Origin of the sequence: Pseudaestuariivita atlantica (assembly GCF_001205715.1) — a bacterium.
In the GTDB taxonomy this organism is placed as follows: Bacteria; Pseudomonadota; Alphaproteobacteria; order Rhodobacterales; family Rhodobacteraceae; genus Pseudaestuariivita; species Pseudaestuariivita atlantica.
In genome coordinates this window covers 104,765-122,997 of record NZ_AQQZ01000007.1, presented here as the reverse complement: position 1 = coordinate 122,997, position 18,233 = coordinate 104,765, and the positions used below count along the sequence as shown (strand labels likewise).

19 protein-coding genes are annotated in these 18,233 nt (G+C 65.7%); 16 read left to right on the top strand and 3 right to left on the bottom strand.

Features of this window, described 5'->3' with window-relative positions:
- Positions 1 to 12: 12 nt before the first annotated feature.
- From ATO11_RS15330 to ATO11_RS15255, 16 genes are all read left to right on the top strand, one after another.
- A complete protein-coding gene (locus ATO11_RS15330; RefSeq protein ID WP_050531787.1) occupies positions 13 to 441 on the top strand; it encodes a RidA family protein in 429 nt (142 codons plus the stop codon).
- Positions 438 to 1,112, top strand: a complete 675-nt coding sequence (locus tag ATO11_RS15325; protein ID WP_050531786.1) for a DUF1028 domain-containing protein — start codon at positions 438 to 440, stop codon at positions 1,110 to 1,112. Before ATO11_RS15330 ends, ATO11_RS15325 begins: the two co-directional genes overlap by 4 nt.
- Positions 1,113 to 1,153: 41 nt before the next feature.
- On the top strand, positions 1,154 to 3,244 hold the full coding sequence (locus ATO11_RS15320; protein ID WP_050531785.1) for an oxidoreductase: 2,091 nt from the start codon (positions 1,154 to 1,156) through the stop codon (positions 3,242 to 3,244).
- Positions 3,228 to 4,385, top strand: coding sequence for an acetylornithine deacetylase (argE, locus tag ATO11_RS15315; protein ID WP_050531784.1), 1,158 nt, complete (start codon positions 3,228 to 3,230; stop codon positions 4,383 to 4,385). Before ATO11_RS15320 ends, argE begins: the two co-directional genes overlap by 17 nt.
- A 441-nt stretch (positions 4,386 to 4,826) precedes the next feature.
- On the top strand, positions 4,827 to 5,723 hold the full coding sequence (locus ATO11_RS15310) for a LysR family transcriptional regulator (protein WP_050531783.1): 897 nt from the start codon (positions 4,827 to 4,829) through the stop codon (positions 5,721 to 5,723).
- A gap of 76 nt (positions 5,724 to 5,799) precedes the next feature.
- Positions 5,800 to 6,615 (top strand): putative hydro-lyase, encoded by an 816-nt coding sequence (locus ATO11_RS15305; RefSeq protein WP_050531782.1) that lies wholly within the window; start codon positions 5,800 to 5,802, stop codon positions 6,613 to 6,615.
- 30 nt (positions 6,616 to 6,645) lie between these two features.
- Entirely contained in the window at positions 6,646 to 7,680 is a 1,035-nt protein-coding gene (locus ATO11_RS15300; RefSeq protein ID WP_050531781.1) for a TRAP transporter substrate-binding protein, read from the top strand.
- A gap of 71 nt (positions 7,681 to 7,751) precedes the next feature.
- Positions 7,752 to 8,303: a TRAP transporter small permease subunit gene (locus ATO11_RS15295; protein WP_050531780.1), complete on the top strand. Its 552-nt coding sequence runs from the start codon at positions 7,752 to 7,754 to the stop codon at positions 8,301 to 8,303.
- Positions 8,300 to 9,586: a TRAP transporter large permease gene (locus tag ATO11_RS15290; protein ID WP_050531779.1), complete on the top strand. Its 1,287-nt coding sequence runs from the start codon at positions 8,300 to 8,302 to the stop codon at positions 9,584 to 9,586. Before ATO11_RS15295 ends, ATO11_RS15290 begins: the two co-directional genes overlap by 4 nt.
- Before the next feature lie 6 nt (positions 9,587 to 9,592).
- Entirely contained in the window at positions 9,593 to 10,246 is a 654-nt protein-coding gene (locus ATO11_RS15285; protein WP_050531778.1) for a DUF2848 domain-containing protein, read from the top strand.
- Positions 10,247 to 10,274: 28 nt separating this feature from the next.
- Positions 10,275 to 11,000, top strand: a complete 726-nt coding sequence (locus tag ATO11_RS15280; protein ID WP_050531889.1) for a 5-oxoprolinase subunit B family protein — start codon at positions 10,275 to 10,277, stop codon at positions 10,998 to 11,000.
- Entirely contained in the window at positions 10,997 to 12,022 is a 1,026-nt protein-coding gene (locus ATO11_RS15275) for a 5-oxoprolinase subunit C family protein (RefSeq protein ID WP_050531777.1), read from the top strand. The genes ATO11_RS15280 and ATO11_RS15275 overlap by 4 nt, the downstream gene beginning before the upstream one ends.
- Positions 12,019 to 12,804, top strand: coding sequence for a LamB/YcsF family protein (locus ATO11_RS15270; protein ID WP_050531776.1), 786 nt, complete (start codon positions 12,019 to 12,021; stop codon positions 12,802 to 12,804). The genes ATO11_RS15275 and ATO11_RS15270 overlap by 4 nt, the downstream gene beginning before the upstream one ends.
- Positions 12,805 to 12,942: 138 nt before the next feature.
- Positions 12,943 to 13,851: an MBL fold metallo-hydrolase gene (locus tag ATO11_RS15265; RefSeq protein WP_050531775.1), complete on the top strand. Its 909-nt coding sequence runs from the start codon at positions 12,943 to 12,945 to the stop codon at positions 13,849 to 13,851.
- 2 nt (positions 13,852 to 13,853) lie between these two features.
- Positions 13,854 to 14,795, top strand: a complete 942-nt coding sequence (locus ATO11_RS15260; protein ID WP_050531774.1) for an MBL fold metallo-hydrolase — start codon at positions 13,854 to 13,856, stop codon at positions 14,793 to 14,795.
- Positions 14,792 to 15,202 (top strand): rhodanese-like domain-containing protein, encoded by a 411-nt coding sequence (locus ATO11_RS15255; RefSeq protein ID WP_050531773.1) that lies wholly within the window; start codon positions 14,792 to 14,794, stop codon positions 15,200 to 15,202. The genes ATO11_RS15260 and ATO11_RS15255 overlap by 4 nt, the downstream gene beginning before the upstream one ends.
- 6 nt (positions 15,203 to 15,208) lie before the next feature.
- On the opposite strand, the gene hemA is transcribed toward ATO11_RS15255, so the two are convergent.
- The 3 genes from hemA to ATO11_RS15240 form a co-directional block, all read right to left on the bottom strand.
- A complete protein-coding gene (hemA, locus tag ATO11_RS15250; protein WP_050531772.1) occupies positions 15,209 to 16,426 on the bottom strand; it encodes a 5-aminolevulinate synthase in 1,218 nt (405 codons plus the stop codon).
- A complete protein-coding gene (locus tag ATO11_RS15245) occupies positions 16,426 to 16,860 on the bottom strand; it encodes a hypothetical protein (RefSeq protein WP_050531771.1) in 435 nt (144 codons plus the stop codon). The genes hemA and ATO11_RS15245 overlap by 1 nt, the downstream gene beginning before the upstream one ends.
- An 84-nt stretch (positions 16,861 to 16,944) precedes the next feature.
- Positions 16,945 to 18,219 carry an NAD(P)/FAD-dependent oxidoreductase gene (locus ATO11_RS15240; protein WP_050531770.1) on the bottom strand — a complete coding sequence of 425 codons (1,275 nt, stop codon included), beginning with the start codon at positions 18,217 to 18,219 and terminating at the stop codon, positions 16,945 to 16,947.
- Positions 18,220 to 18,233: the final 14 nt, after the last annotated feature.

The window sequence follows — 18,233 nt, the reverse complement described above, 5'->3', positions numbered from 1 at the left end:
GACGGAGACCGCATGGCCCATACCCGCCTTCGCAAGTTCAACACCGCTGCAACCTATCCCGAGCAGAACCTCGACAATGATCTCTGTCAGGCCGTGGTTACGACGGGTGGCAAGACAGTATGGTTGCGCGGGCAATGCCCGCAGAACCTCGATGATGCGAAGAACATCGAAAGCCATGACCCGGTCGAGCAGACACACAAGGTCATGCAGAACATCAAGCAGTTGATCGAGGAGGCCGGCGGCGAGATGGCGCATCTTGTCAAGGTCGTCGTCTACATCACCGATGTGCGCCACCGCGAAGCGGTCTATCGCACCATGGGCGAATATATCAAAGGTGTGCATCCCGTTTCGACCGGGCTGGTCGTACAGGCCCTGGCCCGCCCGGAGTGGCTGGTCGAAATCGACGGCACCGCCGTGATCCCCGAAGGCTACGGACGATGACCTTTTCACTGGTCGCGCGCTGCGCCGAGACGGGCATGTTCGGGGTTGCGATTTCGTCGTCGTCGCCCGCGGTTGCCGCCCGATGTGCCTATACCCGCGCCGGGGTCGGTGCGGTGGCCAGCCAGAACATCACCGACCCACGGCTCGGGCCGTTCGCGCTGGACCTGATGCAGGGCGGCATGTCGGCGCACGAGGCGATCACCGGTGTGCGCGACCAGGGCGCGTTCATCGAGTATCGTCAGGTGCTGGCGATTGACCGCCTCGGGCAGACCGCGATCCATTCCGGCCCCAATGCCTTGGGAATCTGGACCGAAGCCGCCGGAGTTGATGTCGTGTCGGCGGGGAACTTGCTGGCGAACGAAAACGTGCCAAGCGTCATCGTCTCGGCTTTCGAAGACAGCGCCGGACATCTCGGCGACCGCCTGATCACGGCGCTTCGGGCCGGGCTCGCCGCGGGCGGTGAAGCGGGGCCCGTGCATTCGGCGGGGATGCAGCTTTGCGACGCGGTGCCGTGGCCCGTCGCCGATTTGCGCTGTGACTGGACGGAAGATTGCCCGATCGAGGCCGTGGCCACTGCCTGGGAGGTCTACAAACCGCAGCTCGACGCCTATGTGCAGCGCGCGCTCGATCCGCGCGAGGCGCCGTCTTATGGTGTGCCGGGTGATGCATAGACCGACCCACACAAGCTACACGATCTGACCGGAGACCCGTTTTGCGCGACCCTCGCTACGACATCTTGTTCGAGCCGGTTCAGATCGGGCCGCTCACCGCGAAGAACCGCTTTTACCAGGTGCCGCATTGCAACGGAGGCGGCTATCGCGATCCGTCGGCCGCTGCGGCCATGCGAGGATCTAAAGCCGAGGGCGGCTGGGGCGTGATCTTTACCGAGCAGTGCGAGATCCACCATACCTCTGAAATCACGCCGTTCATCGAGTTGCGTTTGTGGGAGGACAAGGACATCCCCATGCTGCGCCGGATGTCCGAGACGATGAAGGAACACGGGGCCCTTGCGGGCATCCAGCTGGCCTATTCCGGTGTGAACGGTCCAAACCTTTATACCCGCGAAGTGCCGCTGGCCGTGTCCGCACAACCCATCCGCACCTTCACCAATGACCCCCTGCAGGCGCGCGCCCTGGACAAGTCGGACATACGCGATCTGCGCCGCTGGTTCGTGAACGCGGCGAAGCGGTCGAGGGAAGCCGGGTTCGATCTGATTTGCCTGTACGGCGCCCACGGCTTTGGCATTTTCCAACACTTTCTCAGCCGCGTGACCAACCACCGCACCGACGAATATGGCGGCAGCCTCGAAAACCGCGCCCGGTTCGCGCAGGAAGTCGTGGCCGATATCCGCGATGCGGTCGGCGATGCGATGGGGCTGACCATGCGGGTCTCGCTTGATGAGACCATCGGCGATCTTGGATTTTCCAACGCCGAGGTCCGCGACTTCGTGGAGATGAACCGCAATCTGCCCGATCTTTGGGATCTGGCCCACGGCACGTGGGAGGATTGCAGCGGCCCGTCCCGGTTCAAGGAAGAAGCCGCGCAGGAGGCTCTGGTTCGAGGCATCCGCGACTTGACGGACCGTCCGATCGTGGGCGTCGGGCGCTTCACCAGCCCCGATGTCATGGCGCGCATGATCAAGAGCGGCACGCTTGACCTGATCGGCTGTGCGCGTCCTTCTATCGCGGATCCGTTCCTGCCGAAGAAAATCGAAGAAGGCCGGATCGAAGATATCCGAGAGTGCATCGGCTGCAACATCTGCATCACCGGCGACATGACCATGTCCATCAGCCGCTGCACCCAGAACCCGACCTTCATGGAGGAATGGCGCAAGGGCTGGCACCCGGAGCGCATGAACGCCAAGGGAAACAGCTCGAACGTGCTGGTGGTCGGTGCGGGCCCGGCGGGGTTGGAAGCAAGCCTTGCCCTGGCCAACCGCGGCTATGACGTCGCCCTCGCCGAGGCCGGCCGGGTGCTGGGCGGCCGTGTCGCCCGAGAGCGCACGCTGCCGGGGCTCAGCGCCTGGGGGCGCGTCGCCGATTACCGGGACTACCAGTTGCGACAAAAGGCCAATGTCGAGATCTACTTCGACTCGATGCTGGACGCCAATAGCATCCTTGAATTCGGGTTCGACCATGTCTGCCTTGCGACCGGCGCGACATGGCGGCGTGACGGGGTCGCGCGCCAGCATGTGGTGCCGTTTCCGACCAATGACGCCCTTCCGATATTTACACCTGATGACTTGATGGCGGGCCGGATACCAGCCGGTCATGTCGTGATCTATGACGATGATCACTATTACATGGGCGGTGTTCTGGCCGAGCTACTCGTCCAAAGCGGATGCACGGCCACCCTTGTCACGCCCGCCGCCGCCGTCAGCGAATGGACCGTCAACACGTTGGAGCAACATGAAATCCACCGCAGGTTGGCCGAGATGGGGGTGCGCATCGAGTTGAACCGCGGCGTGACGGCCATTGGCGCGGATCACGTAGAGACAAACTGCGTCTTCACGGACCGACGCCAACCCATGCCCTGCGACGCGGTGCTGCTTGTCACCTCGAGACAGGAAAACAACGCCGTTTTTGGCGATCTCAAGTCTCGCGAGGACGCGTGGTTGGATGCAGGCATCAGGTCGGTAACCCTGATCGGAGATGCCAATGCCCCCGGTCCGATTGCATGGGCGACCTATGCCGGACACAGGTATGCGCGCGAACTGGATGGCGAAGACATCGGCGATGCGCTGCCATTCAGGCGCGAAGTGACCCAACTGGACGCATGGAAACGAAGTGACCCGAACGCTTGATATCCTCGAAAGGCTGATAGCCTTTCCCACGGTAAGCAGCGAAAGCAATCTGGATCTTGTCGACTGGACACAGACCATGTTGCAGAATGCGGGGTTCGGGGTGACCCGGATTCCGTCGGCCTGTGGCAGGAAAGCCGGACTGTTCGCGCGCATCGGGCCCAAGGCAGGCGGAGGCATCTGTCTGTCCGGGCATACCGATGTCGTGCCGACCGACGGCCAGGACTGGACAAGTCACCCCTTCCAAATGACGCGCAGCGAAACGCATGTCTTCGGGCGCGGCACGACCGACATGAAGGGTTTCGTGGCAAGCGCGCTCGCACTTGCAGAGCGTGTTGACCCCTCGCGATTGTCCGCGCCGCTCGGCATCGTGCTGTCCTATGACGAAGAAGTGGGCTGTGTCGGCATCAAGGAAATGTTGCCAACGCTTGCCCCTCTTCTGGGTCATCCAAGGCTCGTTATCGTCGGAGAGCCGACCTCGATGCGGGTTGCTGTCGGGCATAAGGGAAAGACAGCCCTGCGGGTGCGGTTCGGCGGTCAGGCGGGGCACAGCGCGCTCGCGCCAAATTTCGTGAATGCCATTCAAGTCGCCGCGCGTTTCATTCTGGAAATGAAAGACTTGCAGGACCGCGTTGCCAAGGGCCCGGCAGACCCAGATTTCGAGATTCCTTACAGCACGATACATGTCGGCAAGATCAACGGCGGACGTGCGGTCAACATCGTGGCGGACGAGACCACGATCGACATGGAAGTCCGCTCGGTAACCCCGTCGGCCGGTGCCGAGATACTGTCCGACATTCGTGCCATTGCGTCGTCGCTGGCGGCCAGCGAAGGCGCTGACGTTTCGATCAGTGAAACCGGGGCCTATCCGGGCCTGGGGGCCGATCAAGATCAGGAAACGTTGGAAACGGCCATCGAACTGGCTGCTGGCAGGGACACGACCAAGGTCGCTTTCGGTACGGAAGCCGGATACTTCGCGGCTATGGGTCTGAACACATGTATCATCGGCCCCGGTGACATGGCGACCGATGGCCATCAACCGGACGAGTCTCTTGCGTTGTCTCAACTCTCGCAATGCGGCCTGATGATGGACCGGATTCTGGCGGAGGTGAGCCGTCCGTCGGCGCGTTCGCGGCCGGGATAGCGCGTGAAAAACTCTTGCCTGACCGTGTCATGGCTCGGGAATTGTCCGCAAGGCGAACGGAGGCGACGGTGGGCCGGACGCCCGGCCCGCTGGCCCGTGGTTCTCGTCCTGGGTTGTGCTGCACGTCGGAGTGATCGCACGCATTTCAGGTTCGACGTCCGTCCGGACGGTTTCGCGGCGGAACCAGACACGATGTTTCGCACCCCTTCCAGCAGCCAGACATGCGGTGGGTTACCGGCTTTGCATACGTGGCGGACCGCATGAAGCTGGCAGTTGCCACCATCGATCGGCAGGGGTGAACAATCGAAACCGAACCGGCGTGCGGTGGTGTGGGACACCCGGCCTGGCGTGGCAGCCAGCGCTTGCACATGCTCACCCGTGGCACCACGCCAAACCCGCTTTGCCCTGTCCTATCCTCCGTCGGCATGCGACTAATCCGGGATGACACGGATCAATATCGAACAATTGCGCACGTTCCTCGCCGTGGTCCGGCACGGGGGCGTGCGCAGGGCGGCGGGTGTGCTCAACCTGACGCAGCCGGCGGCCACGGCGCGGATCAAGAACCTCGAGGAGTCGCTGGGATGCGCCCTGTTCGAGAGGCGCGCGGGGGGCATGCGCCTGACGAAGCGGGGCGAGTTGCTGCTGGCACATGCCGAGAAGTTCGAGCACCTGACCGAGCTGGTGGAGCGCGACGTGGTCGACCCCGAGGGCGTCGAGGGGCGATTGCGCCTTGGCGTGTCCGAAACCATCGCGCAATGCTGGCTGCCCGACCTCGTGTCGCGCCTGCACCTGCTTTATCCCCGGCTGGAGATCGAGTTCAACGTCGATATCTCGGTGCATCTGCGCGAGGGCCTGATGAACCGGGAGATCGATCTGGCGATCCTTCTGGGCCCGGTCTCGGAACACCGGGTCAACAATATCGAACTGCCCGGCTTTGACCTCGCATGGTACGCCGCGTGCTCGCGCAGCGATGACCTTGAAACGCTGGATTCAAAGCGCCCGGTCCTGACCTATGCCCGCAATACCCGGCCCTTTCGCGAGTTGAAGGAGATGCTGTTTGAACGTGTCGGACCGGATGTGCCGCTCTTTCCGTCCTCGTCCCTGTCGGCCTGTTTCCGGCTGGTCGAGGCCGATCTTGGCGTGGCGGTCCTGCCCCGCGCGCTGGGCCGCGAATACATCGCCAGCGGGCGCATCATCGAGTTCGATCCCGGCTGGGTGCCCGCGCCGCTGCAGTTCACCGCCTCCTACCTTGGCGAACCCAAGAGCCACCTGATCGAGACCGCGGCCAAGGTCGCGCTGGAGGTTGCGACGGCATACGTAAATGATAGAAATCCGTGATCGATACATAAAAATATATTGAATTTGATTTTATAGGTTGAAAGCGTGACGCTCGGCGCAGCATCGGGGGATACGTGTGAGCGCCACTTACCAACAGCTGAAATCCCGCACGCTGCCAGAGCAGCGCGCCGCGATCCGCGCGGGGGAGTATTGCTCCCACACCGCCGGGCTTGGCCAGGGATACCTGCAGGCCAACCTCGCCATCATGCCCGAGGCCTATGCGCTCGACTTCATGCGCTTCTGCCAGCGCAATCCCAAGCCCTGCCCCCTGACCGGGGTGAGCGATACGGGCAACCCGATGATGGCGACGATGGGCCGGGATATCGACATCCGGACGGACGTGCCCGCCTACAACATCTATCGCGACGGCAAGCTGGCCGGGTCGGCGCATGACATCCGCGACATCTGGCAGGATGACCTGGTCGCCTTCGCGCTGGGATGCTCGTTCACCTTCGAACACGCGATCCTGCGGGCGGGCATTCCGGTCTGGCATATCGAGAACGACACCACGGTTCCGATGTTCCGGTCGAACATCGACACGGTTCCCGCGGGGCCCTTCCGGGGCAAGATGGTGGTGTCGATGCGCGCGGTGCCTGAAGACCGGGTCGATGCGGTCGTCGAGATCTCGCGCCGTTTCCCGCTGGCCCACGGCGCGCCGGTCTACTGGGGCGATCCGGCGAAGATCGGCATTGCCGATGTCGCGAACCCCGAATGGGGCGATCCCGCCCCTGTCCATCCCGGCGAGGTGCCAGTGTTCTGGGCCTGTGGCGTCACCCCGCAAGTGGCGCTGGAGGCCGCGCGTTTGCCGCTCTGCATCACGCACAAACCCGGTCACATGCTGATCACCGACGTCGCCGAAGACGCGGAAATACCCGTTCTGACCTTCACCTGAGATAATCACGTTTCCAACAGGGAGATCCAAATGAAACGCATCGCAACATGTCTTGCCCTCACCACGGCGCTCGCGACACCCGCGCTGGCCGAAACCCTTTCGGTCGTCGGCAGCTGGTCCGGCCTGCCGCTGCACAAGCAGTACGAGGCACCCTTCTGGAGCGAGACGCTGCCCGCTGCCTCGGGTGGCGATATCGAGGTCAGCCTGACCACGCACAACCAGATGAACCTTGGCGTCGGCGACGTGTTCCGCCTGCTGGGTGACGGCGTCTACGACGTCGCGATGACGGTGGCCGATTACGCGGTGGCCGATGCGCCCGAGCTGGAAGGGCTCGACGTGCCGCTGCTGGCGCTGACCGCGGACGAGGCGCGCGCCATGGTCGACGCGGCCCGCCCGATGGTGTCCGACATCTACCGCGACCGGTTCAACAGCCGCGTGCTGGCCATCGCGCCCTATCCGCCGCAGGTCGTGTTCTGCAACGCCGAGATTTCGGGGCTGGACGACCTCGCCGGCAAGAAGATCCGCGCCTCGGGCCGGATGACGGCGAAGTTTCTCGAAGCGCTTGGCGCCGAGGGCGTGAATGTCGGCTTCTCGGAGGTGCCCGGCGCGCTGCAGAAAGGCGTCGTCGATTGCGCCGTGACGGGTGCCGGATCGGGTTACTCGGCGGGCTGGTGGGAAGTGTCGACGCACCTGCTGCCGATCCCGCTTGGCGGCTGGGACAGCGTCGTGACCGCGATCAACATGGACAAGTGGAACAGCCTTGACGCCGAGACGCAGGCGCTGATCACCGACCAGATCGCGACCAACTTCGAAGGCCCCGCATGGGCCTCGGCGCAGGACGCATTGGTGAACGACATCGCCTGCCTGACCGGCAACGGCGACTGCCCGGCGGGTGAGGCCCGCGGCATGACGCTGGTCGAGGTGTCGGACGCCGATTTCGCCAAGGCGCGCGAGGTGCTTGTCGGACAGGTCCTGCCCGACTGGGCCGAACGTGCCGGCGGCGACTGGGCCGAGCGCTGGAACGCCAGCGTCGGCGCCACGGTCGGCGTGACCATCGCCAACTGACCGGTCGGGATGGGTGCCTCTGTCGCACCCATCCCGCCATTCCACCAACGATGACAGGCCCCGGAGGGCGGATGGAACTGGTAGTCCTTGATAAGCTGCGCAGCCTGAACCGGCGGATCGCGATCCTGACGGGGATCGTCCTGCTGGTCTGCGCCGGCGTCGTCCTTCTGGACATCATATTGCGCCGCCTCGGGTCGTCCTTCGGCGGCACCGACGAGATTTCCGGCTATGTCATGGCCATCGCGACCTCGTGGGGGATGTCCTTCACCCTGCTGGAGCTTGGCCACGTCCGCATCGACATCCTGCGGTCGCGCACGGGACAGCTTGGGCGCGCGGTGTTCGACCTGTTCTCGATGACCGTCGTGGCCGCGACGGTGACACTGATCGCCGTGAAGTGCTGGCCGGTGCTGGCGCGGTCGCTGGCCAATTCGTCCCGCGCGAACACGCCGCTGGAAACGCCGCTGGCCTGGGTCCAGACGCCGTGGTTCGCGGGCTGGATCTGGTTCGCGGTCGTGTCGTGGCTGACGCTGATCGCCGCCGTTCTGCTGGTGGTGAAGGGCCGGTTCGAGCAATCCGAGGCCGCCATCGGCTGCTTCGGCGAAGGCGAGGAAGCCCTGAAATGATCGGTTACCTGTCCATCGGCCTCCTCGGTCTTCTGTCGCTGTCGATTCCGGTCGGCGTGGTCCTGTTCCTGCTGGGGTTCGGCGTCGACGCCTTCTTCAGCCCCTTCCCGCTGATCCGGGGGCTGGGCAACCAGGTCTGGTCGACCTCGAACAACGCGACACTGATCGCGATCCCCTTCTTCGTGCTGCTGGGCGAGATCCTTGTCCGGTCGGGCATCGCCACACGCACCTATGCCGCGCTTGACCGCTGGGTCAGCTGGCTGCCGGGCGGGCTGGTGCATGCCAATGTCGCCACGGCGACGATGTTCTCGGCCACGTCGGGGTCTTCGGTCGCCACCGCCGCCACCGTCGCCACGGTGGCCATGCCGCAGGCGGAAAAGCTGGGGTATGATCCCAAGCTCTTTTCCGGCGCCATCGCGGCGGGCGGCACGCTGGGGATCATGATCCCGCCGTCGATCAACCTGATCGTCTACGGCTTCCTGACGCAAACCTCGATCCCGCGCCTGTTTCTTGCCGGTCTTGTCCCCGGCCTCGCGCTGGCGGTCGGGTTCATGGTCATCACGATGCTGATCTGCATGGTGCGCCCGTCACTGGGCGGCACGCGGCGCGTCTTCCCCTTCCCCGAGATGCTGCGCGCGCTCTTGCAGCTGATCCCGATCGTGCTGCTTTTCACCATCATCATCGGCACGATCTACAAGGGCTGGGCCACGCCGACCGAGGCCGCCGCCGTCGGCGTCGCGGGCGCGGTGCTGATCGCGGCCTTCTTCGGTGGCATCAGCGTTCAGATGTTCACCGACAGCATCCTCGGCACGGTCAAGATCACGTCGATGATCATGCTGGTGGTGATCGCCGCCTCGTTCCTGAACTTCACCCTCGCCTCCGCCGGGTTGGGGCGGGAGCTTGAGCAATTCCTCAACAGCCTCGGCCTGTCGCCGCTGGGCACGATCCTCGTGGTGGTGCTGATCTACATCGTGCTCGGCTTCTTCATCGAGACGCTGTCGCTGATGGTGGTCACGATCCCGATCATCGTGCCGCTGGTCGTGGCGCAGGGCTATGACCCGATCTGGTTCGGCATCCTGATGATCGTCCTGATCGAGATGGCGCTGATCACGCCGCCTGTGGGGCTGAACCTTTACGTGGTGCAGGGCGCCCGGAAGTCCGGCAAGATGAGCGAGGTCATGCTGGGCAGCATCCCCTACGTGGTGGCGATGCTGGTCATGGCGGGGCTGCTGATCGCCTTCCCGGCCATCGCGCTGTACCTGCCTTCGGTTCTTGGAGGGTGACGCGCCATGCGGTTCGTCGTGGACGAGACAGAGATCCCCGCCCGGATCACCTCGCTCGTGATCGCGGGCTGGACGGGGCGCGACCCGGCGGCCGTCAGGCACCACGTTGACGAGTTGGCGGCACTGGGCGTCGCCCCGCCCAGCGAGGTGCCGCTTTACTATCGCGTGTCCAGTTCGCTGCTGGTGCAATCCTCCGGGATCGAGGTTCTGGGCACTGCCACCTCGGGCGAGGTCGAACCGGTTCTCGTCAGGCTTGGGGGCGCGCTGTATCTCGGGATCGGGTCCGACCACACGGATCGCGAGCTGGAGGCCGTGTCGGTCGCCGCCTCGAAACAGGCCTGCCCCAAGCCCGTAGGCGAGACCCTGTGGCGCTTTGAAGAGGTCGAAGCACGGCTCGACGACCTCGTCCTGACCTGCGCGATCGAGGAGGACGGGCGCTGGACGACCTACCAGCAGGGAACGCTTGCGGGCATCCGCCCGCTCGCAGAGCTTGCCCGCGCGGCTGGCCTCTCCGACAACCAGGCCATGTTCTGCGGCACCCTTGGCGCGATTGGCGGCGTGCGTCCGGCCGGAGCCTACAGGATGAGCCTGACCGATCCCGCAAGCGGCCGCAGCCTTGGCCTGTCCTACACGGTCCGGACGCTGCCGGTGGTGTCCTAGGGAGCACGCCTTGCCCGACCTCGATGACATGACATGGCCGCAGATCAGGCATGCCGGGTATGACGGGTTCGTCGTCACCTTCGGCACGCGACTGAGCGAACCGGCGAACCGGGCCGCGCTGGCCTTCCGCGATGCCATCGACCATGCCGGGATCGACGCGGTCGAGGAAAGCTCGACCTCGCTCGTCTCCGCCTACGTCCGCTTCGACCCCCTGCAAAGGGACCACGCGGCCATGCGCGCGACGCTGGAAACGCTGGTGCAGCAGCACGACTGGTTCGCGGTTGGCCTGCCGAGCGGGCGCAGGCTGTGGCGGGTGCCCACCGTGTTCGGCGGCGACGCCGCCCCGCAACTGGCCGAGGCTGCCAGCGTCGCGGGGTTGAGCGAACGGGACGCCATCGCCTCGATCGCGGAAACGCAGGTTCGCGTGCAGACCATCGGCTTCGCGCCGGGCATGCCCTATCTTGGCGAATTGCCGCCCGCATGGGACATCCCGCGCCAGACCGAGCTTACCGCGCGGGTCCCCGCGGGCGGGTTGTGCGTTGCGATCCGCCAGCTTGTGCTCTTCCCGGTCGACACGCCCACCGGCTGGCGCCACGTGGGGCAGACCGCGCTGAGGCTGTTCCGCCCCGATGCGCCCGAGCCGTTCCTGTTGCGGCCGGGCGACGAGGTGCTCTTCGATCCGGTCAGCCCCGAAGAGCTTGACCGCGTCCGGGATGACGCGAATGGCGGCGCAACCTGCGAAGACATCGCATGACCCGCGCGCTGATCGTGCATCGCGCCGGGCCGGGGGTGACCGTGCAGGATCCGGGGCGGCCGGGATACCTCGCCTACGGCCTGTCGCGCGGGGGCGCTGCCGACCGGCTGGCGCTGGCCGAAGGCGCCGCCCTGCTGGGCCAGTCCGACGCCTTGGCCGTGCTGGAAATGGCGGGGATCGGGGGCGAGTTCGAGGTCACCGAGGCGACGCGCATCGCCCTGACAGGCGCGCCCATGCGCGCCAGCGTGGACGGCACCCGCATCGCGTGGAACGCCTGCCACCGCCTCGAAGCCGGCGCGCGCCTGTCCATCGGGGCGGCCGGGACGGGCAATTACGGCTACCTGCACCTGGGTGGCGGGGTTGCCCTGCCCCGGAGGCTGGGCGGCTGCGGCACGCACCTGTCGGCGGGGCTCGGCGCGCCCCTGAAGGCCGCGGACCGGCTGGAGATCAGGCCAGACACCGGATCGCGGACCGGCATGGCGGTGGCCGCGGATGACCGGTTCGGCGGCGGGACCGTCCGCATCGTGGCGAGCCTTCAGACCGACCTGTTCGCGGCGGGTGAACGCGCGCGGTTCGAGGCGACGACATTCCGGCGCGACGCGCGGGGCAACCGCATGGGCGTGCGGCTCGACCCCGATGGACCGGGCTTCGAAAGCGAGGCGGGGCTGAGCGTCCTGTCCGAGGTCATCGTGCCCGGCGACATCCAGATCACCGGGGACGGCACGCCTTTCGTGCTGCTGAACGAATGCCAGACGATCGGCGGGTATCCGAGGATCGGATCGGTCCTGCCCGCCGACCTGCCGAAGGTCGTGCAGGCGCGGGCGGGCGAGACGTTGCGGTTCTCCTTCGTCTCGCTGGAGGAGGCGGTGGCCATCGAGGCGCGGGCGCGCGATGCAAGGAAATCCTTGCGCAAACGGCTCACGCCCCTCATCCGTGATCCGGCCACCATCGCCGATCTGCTGTCTTACCAGCTGGTCAGCGGGGTGACGGCGGGTGATGATCTTGAAAGGAGTGAGCGATGACGCGATCGGTCGACCTGAACGCCGACATGGGCGAAAGTTTCGGCCCGTGGGTCATGGGCGACGATGCCCGGCTGCTGGAGATCGTGACCTCCGCCAACATCGCCTGCGGGTTCCATGCAGGCGATCCGGACGTGATGGCCGCGACGATGCGCGGCGCTTCGGACCGGGGCGTCGGGATCGGGGCGCATCCCGGCTTCAACGACCTGCACGGCTTCGGGCGGTACCGCATGTCCCTGCCCGGCGAAAGCCTTGGTAACCTCGTCCGCTACCAGGTCGCGGCGGCGCAGGGCATGGCGCGGTCCATCGGCGCCGATGTCCGGCACGTGAAGCTGCACGGCGCGCTGGCGAACATGGCGTCCGAGGACAAGGCCATGGCGCTGACCTGCTACAGCGCCGCGCTGTCGGTCGCGCCCGACATCATCGTCATGGTCCTCGCGGGCACCGCGCAGGAAGCGGCGGCACGGGAGTTGCGCTGCGCCGCCGCGGCCGAGATCTTTGCCGACCGGGCCTATAACGACGACGCGACGCTCGTTGACCGCAGCCAGCCCGGCGCGGTGATCCACGGCGCCTCCCGCGCCGCCGCGCGCGTGGTCGACATGGTCCGCGCCGGGGCCATCATCTGCGAAAGCGGCAAGCACATCCCGACCCGCATCGACACCGTCTGCCTGCACGGCGACACCCCCGAAGCGGTCGGGATCGCGGGCGCGACCCGCGCGGCGCTGGAAGATGCCGGCATCTCGGTCCGCCAGTTCCCCGGCGCTCCGTTCGACGCGGACAGCTGAAGACACCGCCGCCGTCGCAAACGACGATCCGCGCCTCAGGTCGCAGGCACTTCCTGCCGGCACCAACCTGTCACTAGGCCTTGCCTCGGCGCATTTATACATTCATATTCGCATAAACGAATTTGACAGGATGGCCCGATGACCCTTTCCCGCCGTACATTCATGGCCGGTGCCGCGGCGGCGCCGCTGGCCGGTGCCCTGCCCCGCCTTGCGCTGGCGGAAATGACCATCGGCGAGGCGACGCTGACGACCGTCAGCGATGGCAACCTCGTCCTGCCCGGCGGGTTCGTGTTCGACACGATGCCACAGGATGAACTGCCTGCCCTGCTGCAGGAATTCGGCCTGTCGCGCGACCGCGTCACGCCGGAATGCAACCTCGCGCTTTACCGCGACGGGACGCACACCGTCCTTTTCGACGTGGGCTCGGGTCCCGATTTCATGCCAAGCGCCGGGAAGATCGTCGACAGCCTCGACGCCGCGGGTGTCGCGCCCGAGGACGTGACCCATGTCCTGTTCACCCATGCCCACCCCGATCACATCTGGGGCCTGCTGGACGATTTCGACGAGCCGCTGTTCTACGAGGCGACCTGCCTGATGGGCCGGGCCGAGTGGGACTACTGGTGGAACCCCGAAACGGTGGACACTATCGGCGAGGCGCGCGCGGCTTTCGCGGTGGGCGCCAAGCGCCGCATGGAAGCGATCGAGGACAGTGTCGAGTTCTTCGATGACGGGGACGAGGTCCTGCCGGGGATCGCGGCGGTGGCAACCCATGGCCACACGCCCGGCCACATGGCGTTCGAGCTGCGCGGCGGATCGGACGCGGCGCTGGTCGTCGGCGACGCCATCGGCAACCACCACGCCGCGTTCCGCAAGCCGCATTGGGAAAGCGGCGCCGACCACGACAAGCAAAGCGCCATCGCTGTCCGCCAGATGCTTCTGGACCGGCTGGCCTCGGAACAGATGCCGCTGGTGGGCTTCCACCTGCCCCAAGGCGGGATGGGCCGGGTCGAACGGGACGGCGACGCCTACCGCTTCGTGGGGGGATGAGGATGCGCTGGCTTCTCCCCGCCCTGTTTATCGCGACCGCCGCCATGGCGGACCAGAGCATCCCCGACCAGTATCCCGGCTCGCCGCTCTATTCGAAACCGGTCGAGGTGATCCCGCATGTCTGGTCGGCGATCGGGGCCACCGCGCCGCCGACCTATGAAAACTCGGGCCACAACAACAACCTCAGCTTCATCGTCACCGGCGACGGCGTGATCGTCATCAATGGCGGCGCGGCCTACATCCTTGCCGAGGCGCTGCATGCCGAGATCAGGGCCGTCACCGACCAGCCCGTGAAGCTGGTGATCGACGAGAACGGCCAGGGCCACGCGATGCTGGGCAATTCCTACTGGGCCGAACAGGGCGTGCCGATCCTGGCCCACGTGGACGCCGCGCACGAGATCGAGGAGCGCGGCAACCGCATCCTCGAAGCGATGAAGCGGTATAACGGCGACAAGGCCGAAGGCACCTTCGTCGCGCCCCCGACCGACACGTTCGAGGACAAGCGCGTGATCGAGATGGGCGATTTCCGGATCGAGGTACTGCATCTTGGCCCCGCGCACGGCCCCGGCGACATACAGGTCTGGCTGCCCGAACAGGGCCTCGTGATCGCGGGCGACATGGCGTTCCACCAGCGGATGCTGCCGATTTTCGAGGACACCATCGCGCTCGACTGGATCGAGACATGGGATACCGGGTTCGAGGCACTGGGCGCGACCTATGTCATCCCCGGCCACGGCACGCCCACCAACATGGACCAGGTGCGCCGCTATACCCGCGACTACCTTGTCTACCTGCGCGGGAAGATCGGCGAGCATATCGACAATGGCGGCGACCTTGCGGACGCCTATTACGTCGACCAATCGCCCTATGCCCATCTCGACACGTTCGAGGAACTGGCGACCCGCAACGCGGGCCGGGTCTACGAACAGATGGAATTCGAATGATCCGCCTCGTTGCCGCAATCGCCCTGTCGGCGTCCACCGCGCTGGCCAATCCGGTGCATGAGGCGATGCAGGATTACGCCGATTTCGCGACCTACGACGCGGGCATCATCCTGCCCGAACAACTGAGCGCGGAGATCTTTGCCGCCGTCACCTTCATCGACACGCGCAGCGCCGAAGCTTACGCCGAGGCGACCATCCCCGGCGCGCGGAATATCGAGTGGCGCGAGATTTTTGCCCGGTTGGACGAGGTGCCGCAGACGGGCAAGGTGGTCCTCTTCTGCAATACCGGCGCGCTGTCGGCACAGGCAGCATTCGGATTACGGGTCCTCGGGCGCGACAATGTCCTGATCCTGCAGACGGGCTACCTCGGCTGGCTGGAAACCGCCGCCTACCACCCCGAAAGCTGACCCGCGCTACTCTGCCGCGATGGGCCTGCGCGCCAGCTGGCACTGCGTCCACAAGGCTTCGAGCGCGGTCAGCAGGCGGTCGATATCGGCCTCGGTGTGCACGGGCGACGGGGTGATGCGCAACCGCTCGGTGCCCTTGGGCACGGTCGGGTAGTTGATCGGCTGGATGTAGATCCCGTGCTCGTTCAACAGCATGTCCGAGATGTATTTGCACTTCACGGGGTCGCCCACCATGACCGGGATGATGTGGCTGGGATTGTCGATATGCGGCAGGCCGATGGCGTCCAGCCGCGCCCGCACCTCGGCCACGCGCTCCTTCTGGATCGCGCGTTCAGCGGAGGATCCTTTCAGGTACCGGATCGACGCCGCCGCACCCGCCGCCACGGCGGGCGGCAGCGCGGTGGTGAAGATGAAACCGCTCGCAAAGGAACGGACAAAATCGCACAATTCGGCAGAGGCGGCGATGTAGCCGCCCACCACGCCGAACGCCTTGCCCAGCGTGCCTTCGATCACCGTCAGGCGGTCCATCACGCCTTCGCGTTCGGCGATGCCGCCGCCGCGCGGGCCGTACAGTCCTACGGCATGCACCTCGTCGAGGTAGGTCATGGCGTTGTAGCGGTCGGCAAGGTCGCAGATCGCGGCGATGGGCGCGATGTCGCCATCCATCGAATAGACGCTTTCGAAGGCGATCAGCTTGGGCTGCTCGAGGGGCAGCGCGGCAAGCTTGGCTTCGAGGTCTTCGAGGTCGTTGTGCTTCCAGATCAGCTTTTGCGCGCGGGAATGGCGGATGCCTTCGATCATGGAGGCGTGGTTCAGCGCGTCCGACAGGACGACGCAACCGGGGATGCGGGAGGCCAGCGTGCCCAGCGCGGCCCAGTTCGACACGTAGCCGGAGGTGAACAGCAGTGCTGCCTCCTTGCCGTGCAGGTCGGCCAGTTCGGCCTCCAGCAGGACGTGATCGTGCGTGGTGCCCGAGATGTTGCGCGTCCCGCCAGCGCCCGCGCCCGCGCGGTCGAGCGCGGAGTGCATGGCGTCCAGCACCGCGGGGTGCTGACCCATGCCGAGGTAGTCGTTCGAACACCAGATCGTCACTTCGCCCGGTCCGTTGTGGCAATTTGCGTTGGGAAAGTCGCCGCAATGCCGTTCAAGCTCGGCAAATTCGCGGTAATCTCCCGCCTCGCGCAACGCGTCCAGTTCGGACCGGAAGAAGTGTTGATAATCCATCAGTTGCTCACAGCCTCCGCCACGATGTCGGTCAACAGGTCCTCGACCTTCTGCATGGGCCCGTCGGGGTAATCGCGGTGGATGATCGACACGCCGTCGGGTGTTTCGACCACGGCGATGCCATAGGGGCAGTGCACGATGTTCATCGGGTCGGCCTCCATCACCTCGCGGCTGACGACGGCAGAACAGAAGACGAAGATGTCGGCATTGGTGAAGAGCGTCACGTCCGATCCCACGTCGGCGCCGGTGCGGTTCAGCATGTCACCGACCTTGCTGACTAGGTCGATCACGAGGCCGCGGTCAACGATGGCCGATTCCACCGAAAAGGTCGCGTCATCAAAGCTGCCGTCGAACGGCACCACGATCGCGCCTTCGGCGGCGACCTGCGTGGCAAGGCCCATGCCCAGTGCAAGGGCGAGAAAAGCCGGTTTCATGTCCAGTCCTCCTTTATGTGCAGGCAGGTTGGCACGGCCGCAGCGCCCCGGCCTTGATCAGGATCAAGGCCGGGGCATTTATCGTCAGGCCTTGGCGCCGAACATGTCGGCGGTGATGCCCGCGTACCAGCCTTCGCTTTCCTCGTAGGTCGCCTGCCGCACCTCGGCGCTTTCGCCGGTCTGGGACACGAAGCCGTCGATCTTGGCGATCTTCTCGTCCGTCGCCTCGTAGGTGGCGCCGACCTTGATCCCGTCATTTGTGTCGATCAGCGACCAGCACGTGTTCGAGAACTTGGCCGGGAAGACGCGGCTGCCGGTCAGCGCGCCGCGCACGGCGTTGGCGCAGACCTTGGCCTGGCTGTTGGCCGAGAAGCCCGATTTCGGCATGTCGCCCTGCTGGCTGGCATCGCCAAGGACGTGCACGTCCGGATCGGCCTTGGACGACATGTCGATCGCGTTGACCGGTGCCCAGTTGCCGTCCGTCACGCCGGCCATGTCGGCGATCCGGCCCGCCTTCATCGCCGGGATGACGTTGCAGACCGCGACCTCGGTCACTTCGCCGTCGATGTCGAGCGTCATGTCCGCCGCGTTGACCGACACGTTGTCGCCGCCGAAATCGGGGCCGATGCGTTCGATCATGCCGCCATAGTGCTTTTGCCAGCCTTCCTCGAACAGGCCCTGTTTCGAGAATTTCGGCTTGGGATCGGCGATCAGGATCTTGGCGGTCGGGTTGTTGGCCTTGAGGTAATGCGCAACCATCGACACCCGCTCGTAGGGTCCCGGCGGGCAGCGATAGGGGTTCGGCGGCGCGACCATGCCGAAGACACCGCCCTGCGGCATCGCTTTCAGTTGCGCTTTCAGAAGCTCGGTCTGCGACCCGGCCTTGTAGGCGTGCGGCATCGCGTTCTGCGTCGACAGGTCCCAGCCGGGCACCGCGCCATCGATGAAATCGATGCCGGGCGACAGGATCAGCTTGTCGTAGCCGACCGACCCGCCACCGGCGAGCGACACGGTCCTGGCGTCGCGGTCCACGTCCACGGCCCAGTCATGCACGACGTTCACACCGTTCGCGGCCAGCCCGCCATAGGTGTGGCCAAGGTCGTCCATGTCCTTGAACCCGCCGAGATAGAGGTTCGAGAAGAAGCAGGTGTAATAGGTGCGCGTGGGTTCGATCAGCGTGACGTCGATCGCGCCCTTGCTGTCCTTGGCGATATAGCGCGCGGCGGTCGCCCCGCCTGCCCCGCCGCCCACGACGACGACGCGCGGCTTGCCGTGCCCGTCCGCCAGCACCGCCGGGGCCGACAGCGTGGCGGATGCCGCCACGGTCGTACCCAGGAATGTCCGTCTGTTCATTTTCATTGCAGTTCCTCCCT

What these genes read in the sequence shown, in the direction of transcription:
- ATO11_RS15300 (WP_050531781.1), top strand. Translation starts at nt 6,646, where the DNA reads ATGAAACGCATCGCAACATGTCTTGCCCTCACCACGGCGCTCGCGACA.
- ATO11_RS15290 (WP_050531779.1), top strand. Translation starts at nt 8,300, where the DNA reads ATGATCGGTTACCTGTCCATCGGCCTCCTCGGTCTTCTGTCGCTGTCG.
- ATO11_RS15245 (WP_050531771.1), bottom strand. Translation starts at nt 16,860, where the DNA reads ATGAAACCGGCTTTTCTCGCCCTTGCACTGGGCATGGGCCTTGCCACG.
- hemA (WP_050531772.1), bottom strand. Translation starts at nt 16,426, where the DNA reads ATGGATTATCAACACTTCTTCCGGTCCGAACTGGACGCGTTGCGCGAG.
- ATO11_RS15240 (WP_050531770.1), bottom strand. Translation starts at nt 18,219, where the DNA reads ATGAAAATGAACAGACGGACATTCCTGGGTACGACCGTGGCGGCATCC.
- ATO11_RS15325 (WP_050531786.1), top strand. Translation starts at nt 438, where the DNA reads ATGACCTTTTCACTGGTCGCGCGCTGCGCCGAGACGGGCATGTTCGGG.
- ATO11_RS15260 (WP_050531774.1), top strand. Translation starts at nt 13,854, where the DNA reads ATGCGCTGGCTTCTCCCCGCCCTGTTTATCGCGACCGCCGCCATGGCG.
- ATO11_RS15280 (WP_050531889.1), top strand. Translation starts at nt 10,275, where the DNA reads ATGACATGGCCGCAGATCAGGCATGCCGGGTATGACGGGTTCGTCGTC.
- ATO11_RS15255 (WP_050531773.1), top strand. Translation starts at nt 14,792, where the DNA reads ATGATCCGCCTCGTTGCCGCAATCGCCCTGTCGGCGTCCACCGCGCTG.
- ATO11_RS15270 (WP_050531776.1), top strand. Translation starts at nt 12,019, where the DNA reads ATGACGCGATCGGTCGACCTGAACGCCGACATGGGCGAAAGTTTCGGC.
- ATO11_RS15275 (WP_050531777.1), top strand. Translation starts at nt 10,997, where the DNA reads ATGACCCGCGCGCTGATCGTGCATCGCGCCGGGCCGGGGGTGACCGTG.
- ATO11_RS15295 (WP_050531780.1), top strand. Translation starts at nt 7,752, where the DNA reads ATGGAACTGGTAGTCCTTGATAAGCTGCGCAGCCTGAACCGGCGGATC.
- ATO11_RS15330 (WP_050531787.1), top strand. Translation starts at nt 13, where the DNA reads ATGGCCCATACCCGCCTTCGCAAGTTCAACACCGCTGCAACCTATCCC.
- ATO11_RS15285 (WP_050531778.1), top strand. Translation starts at nt 9,593, where the DNA reads ATGCGGTTCGTCGTGGACGAGACAGAGATCCCCGCCCGGATCACCTCG.
- ATO11_RS15310 (WP_050531783.1), top strand. Translation starts at nt 4,827, where the DNA reads ATGACACGGATCAATATCGAACAATTGCGCACGTTCCTCGCCGTGGTC.
- ATO11_RS15265 (WP_050531775.1), top strand. Translation starts at nt 12,943, where the DNA reads ATGACCCTTTCCCGCCGTACATTCATGGCCGGTGCCGCGGCGGCGCCG.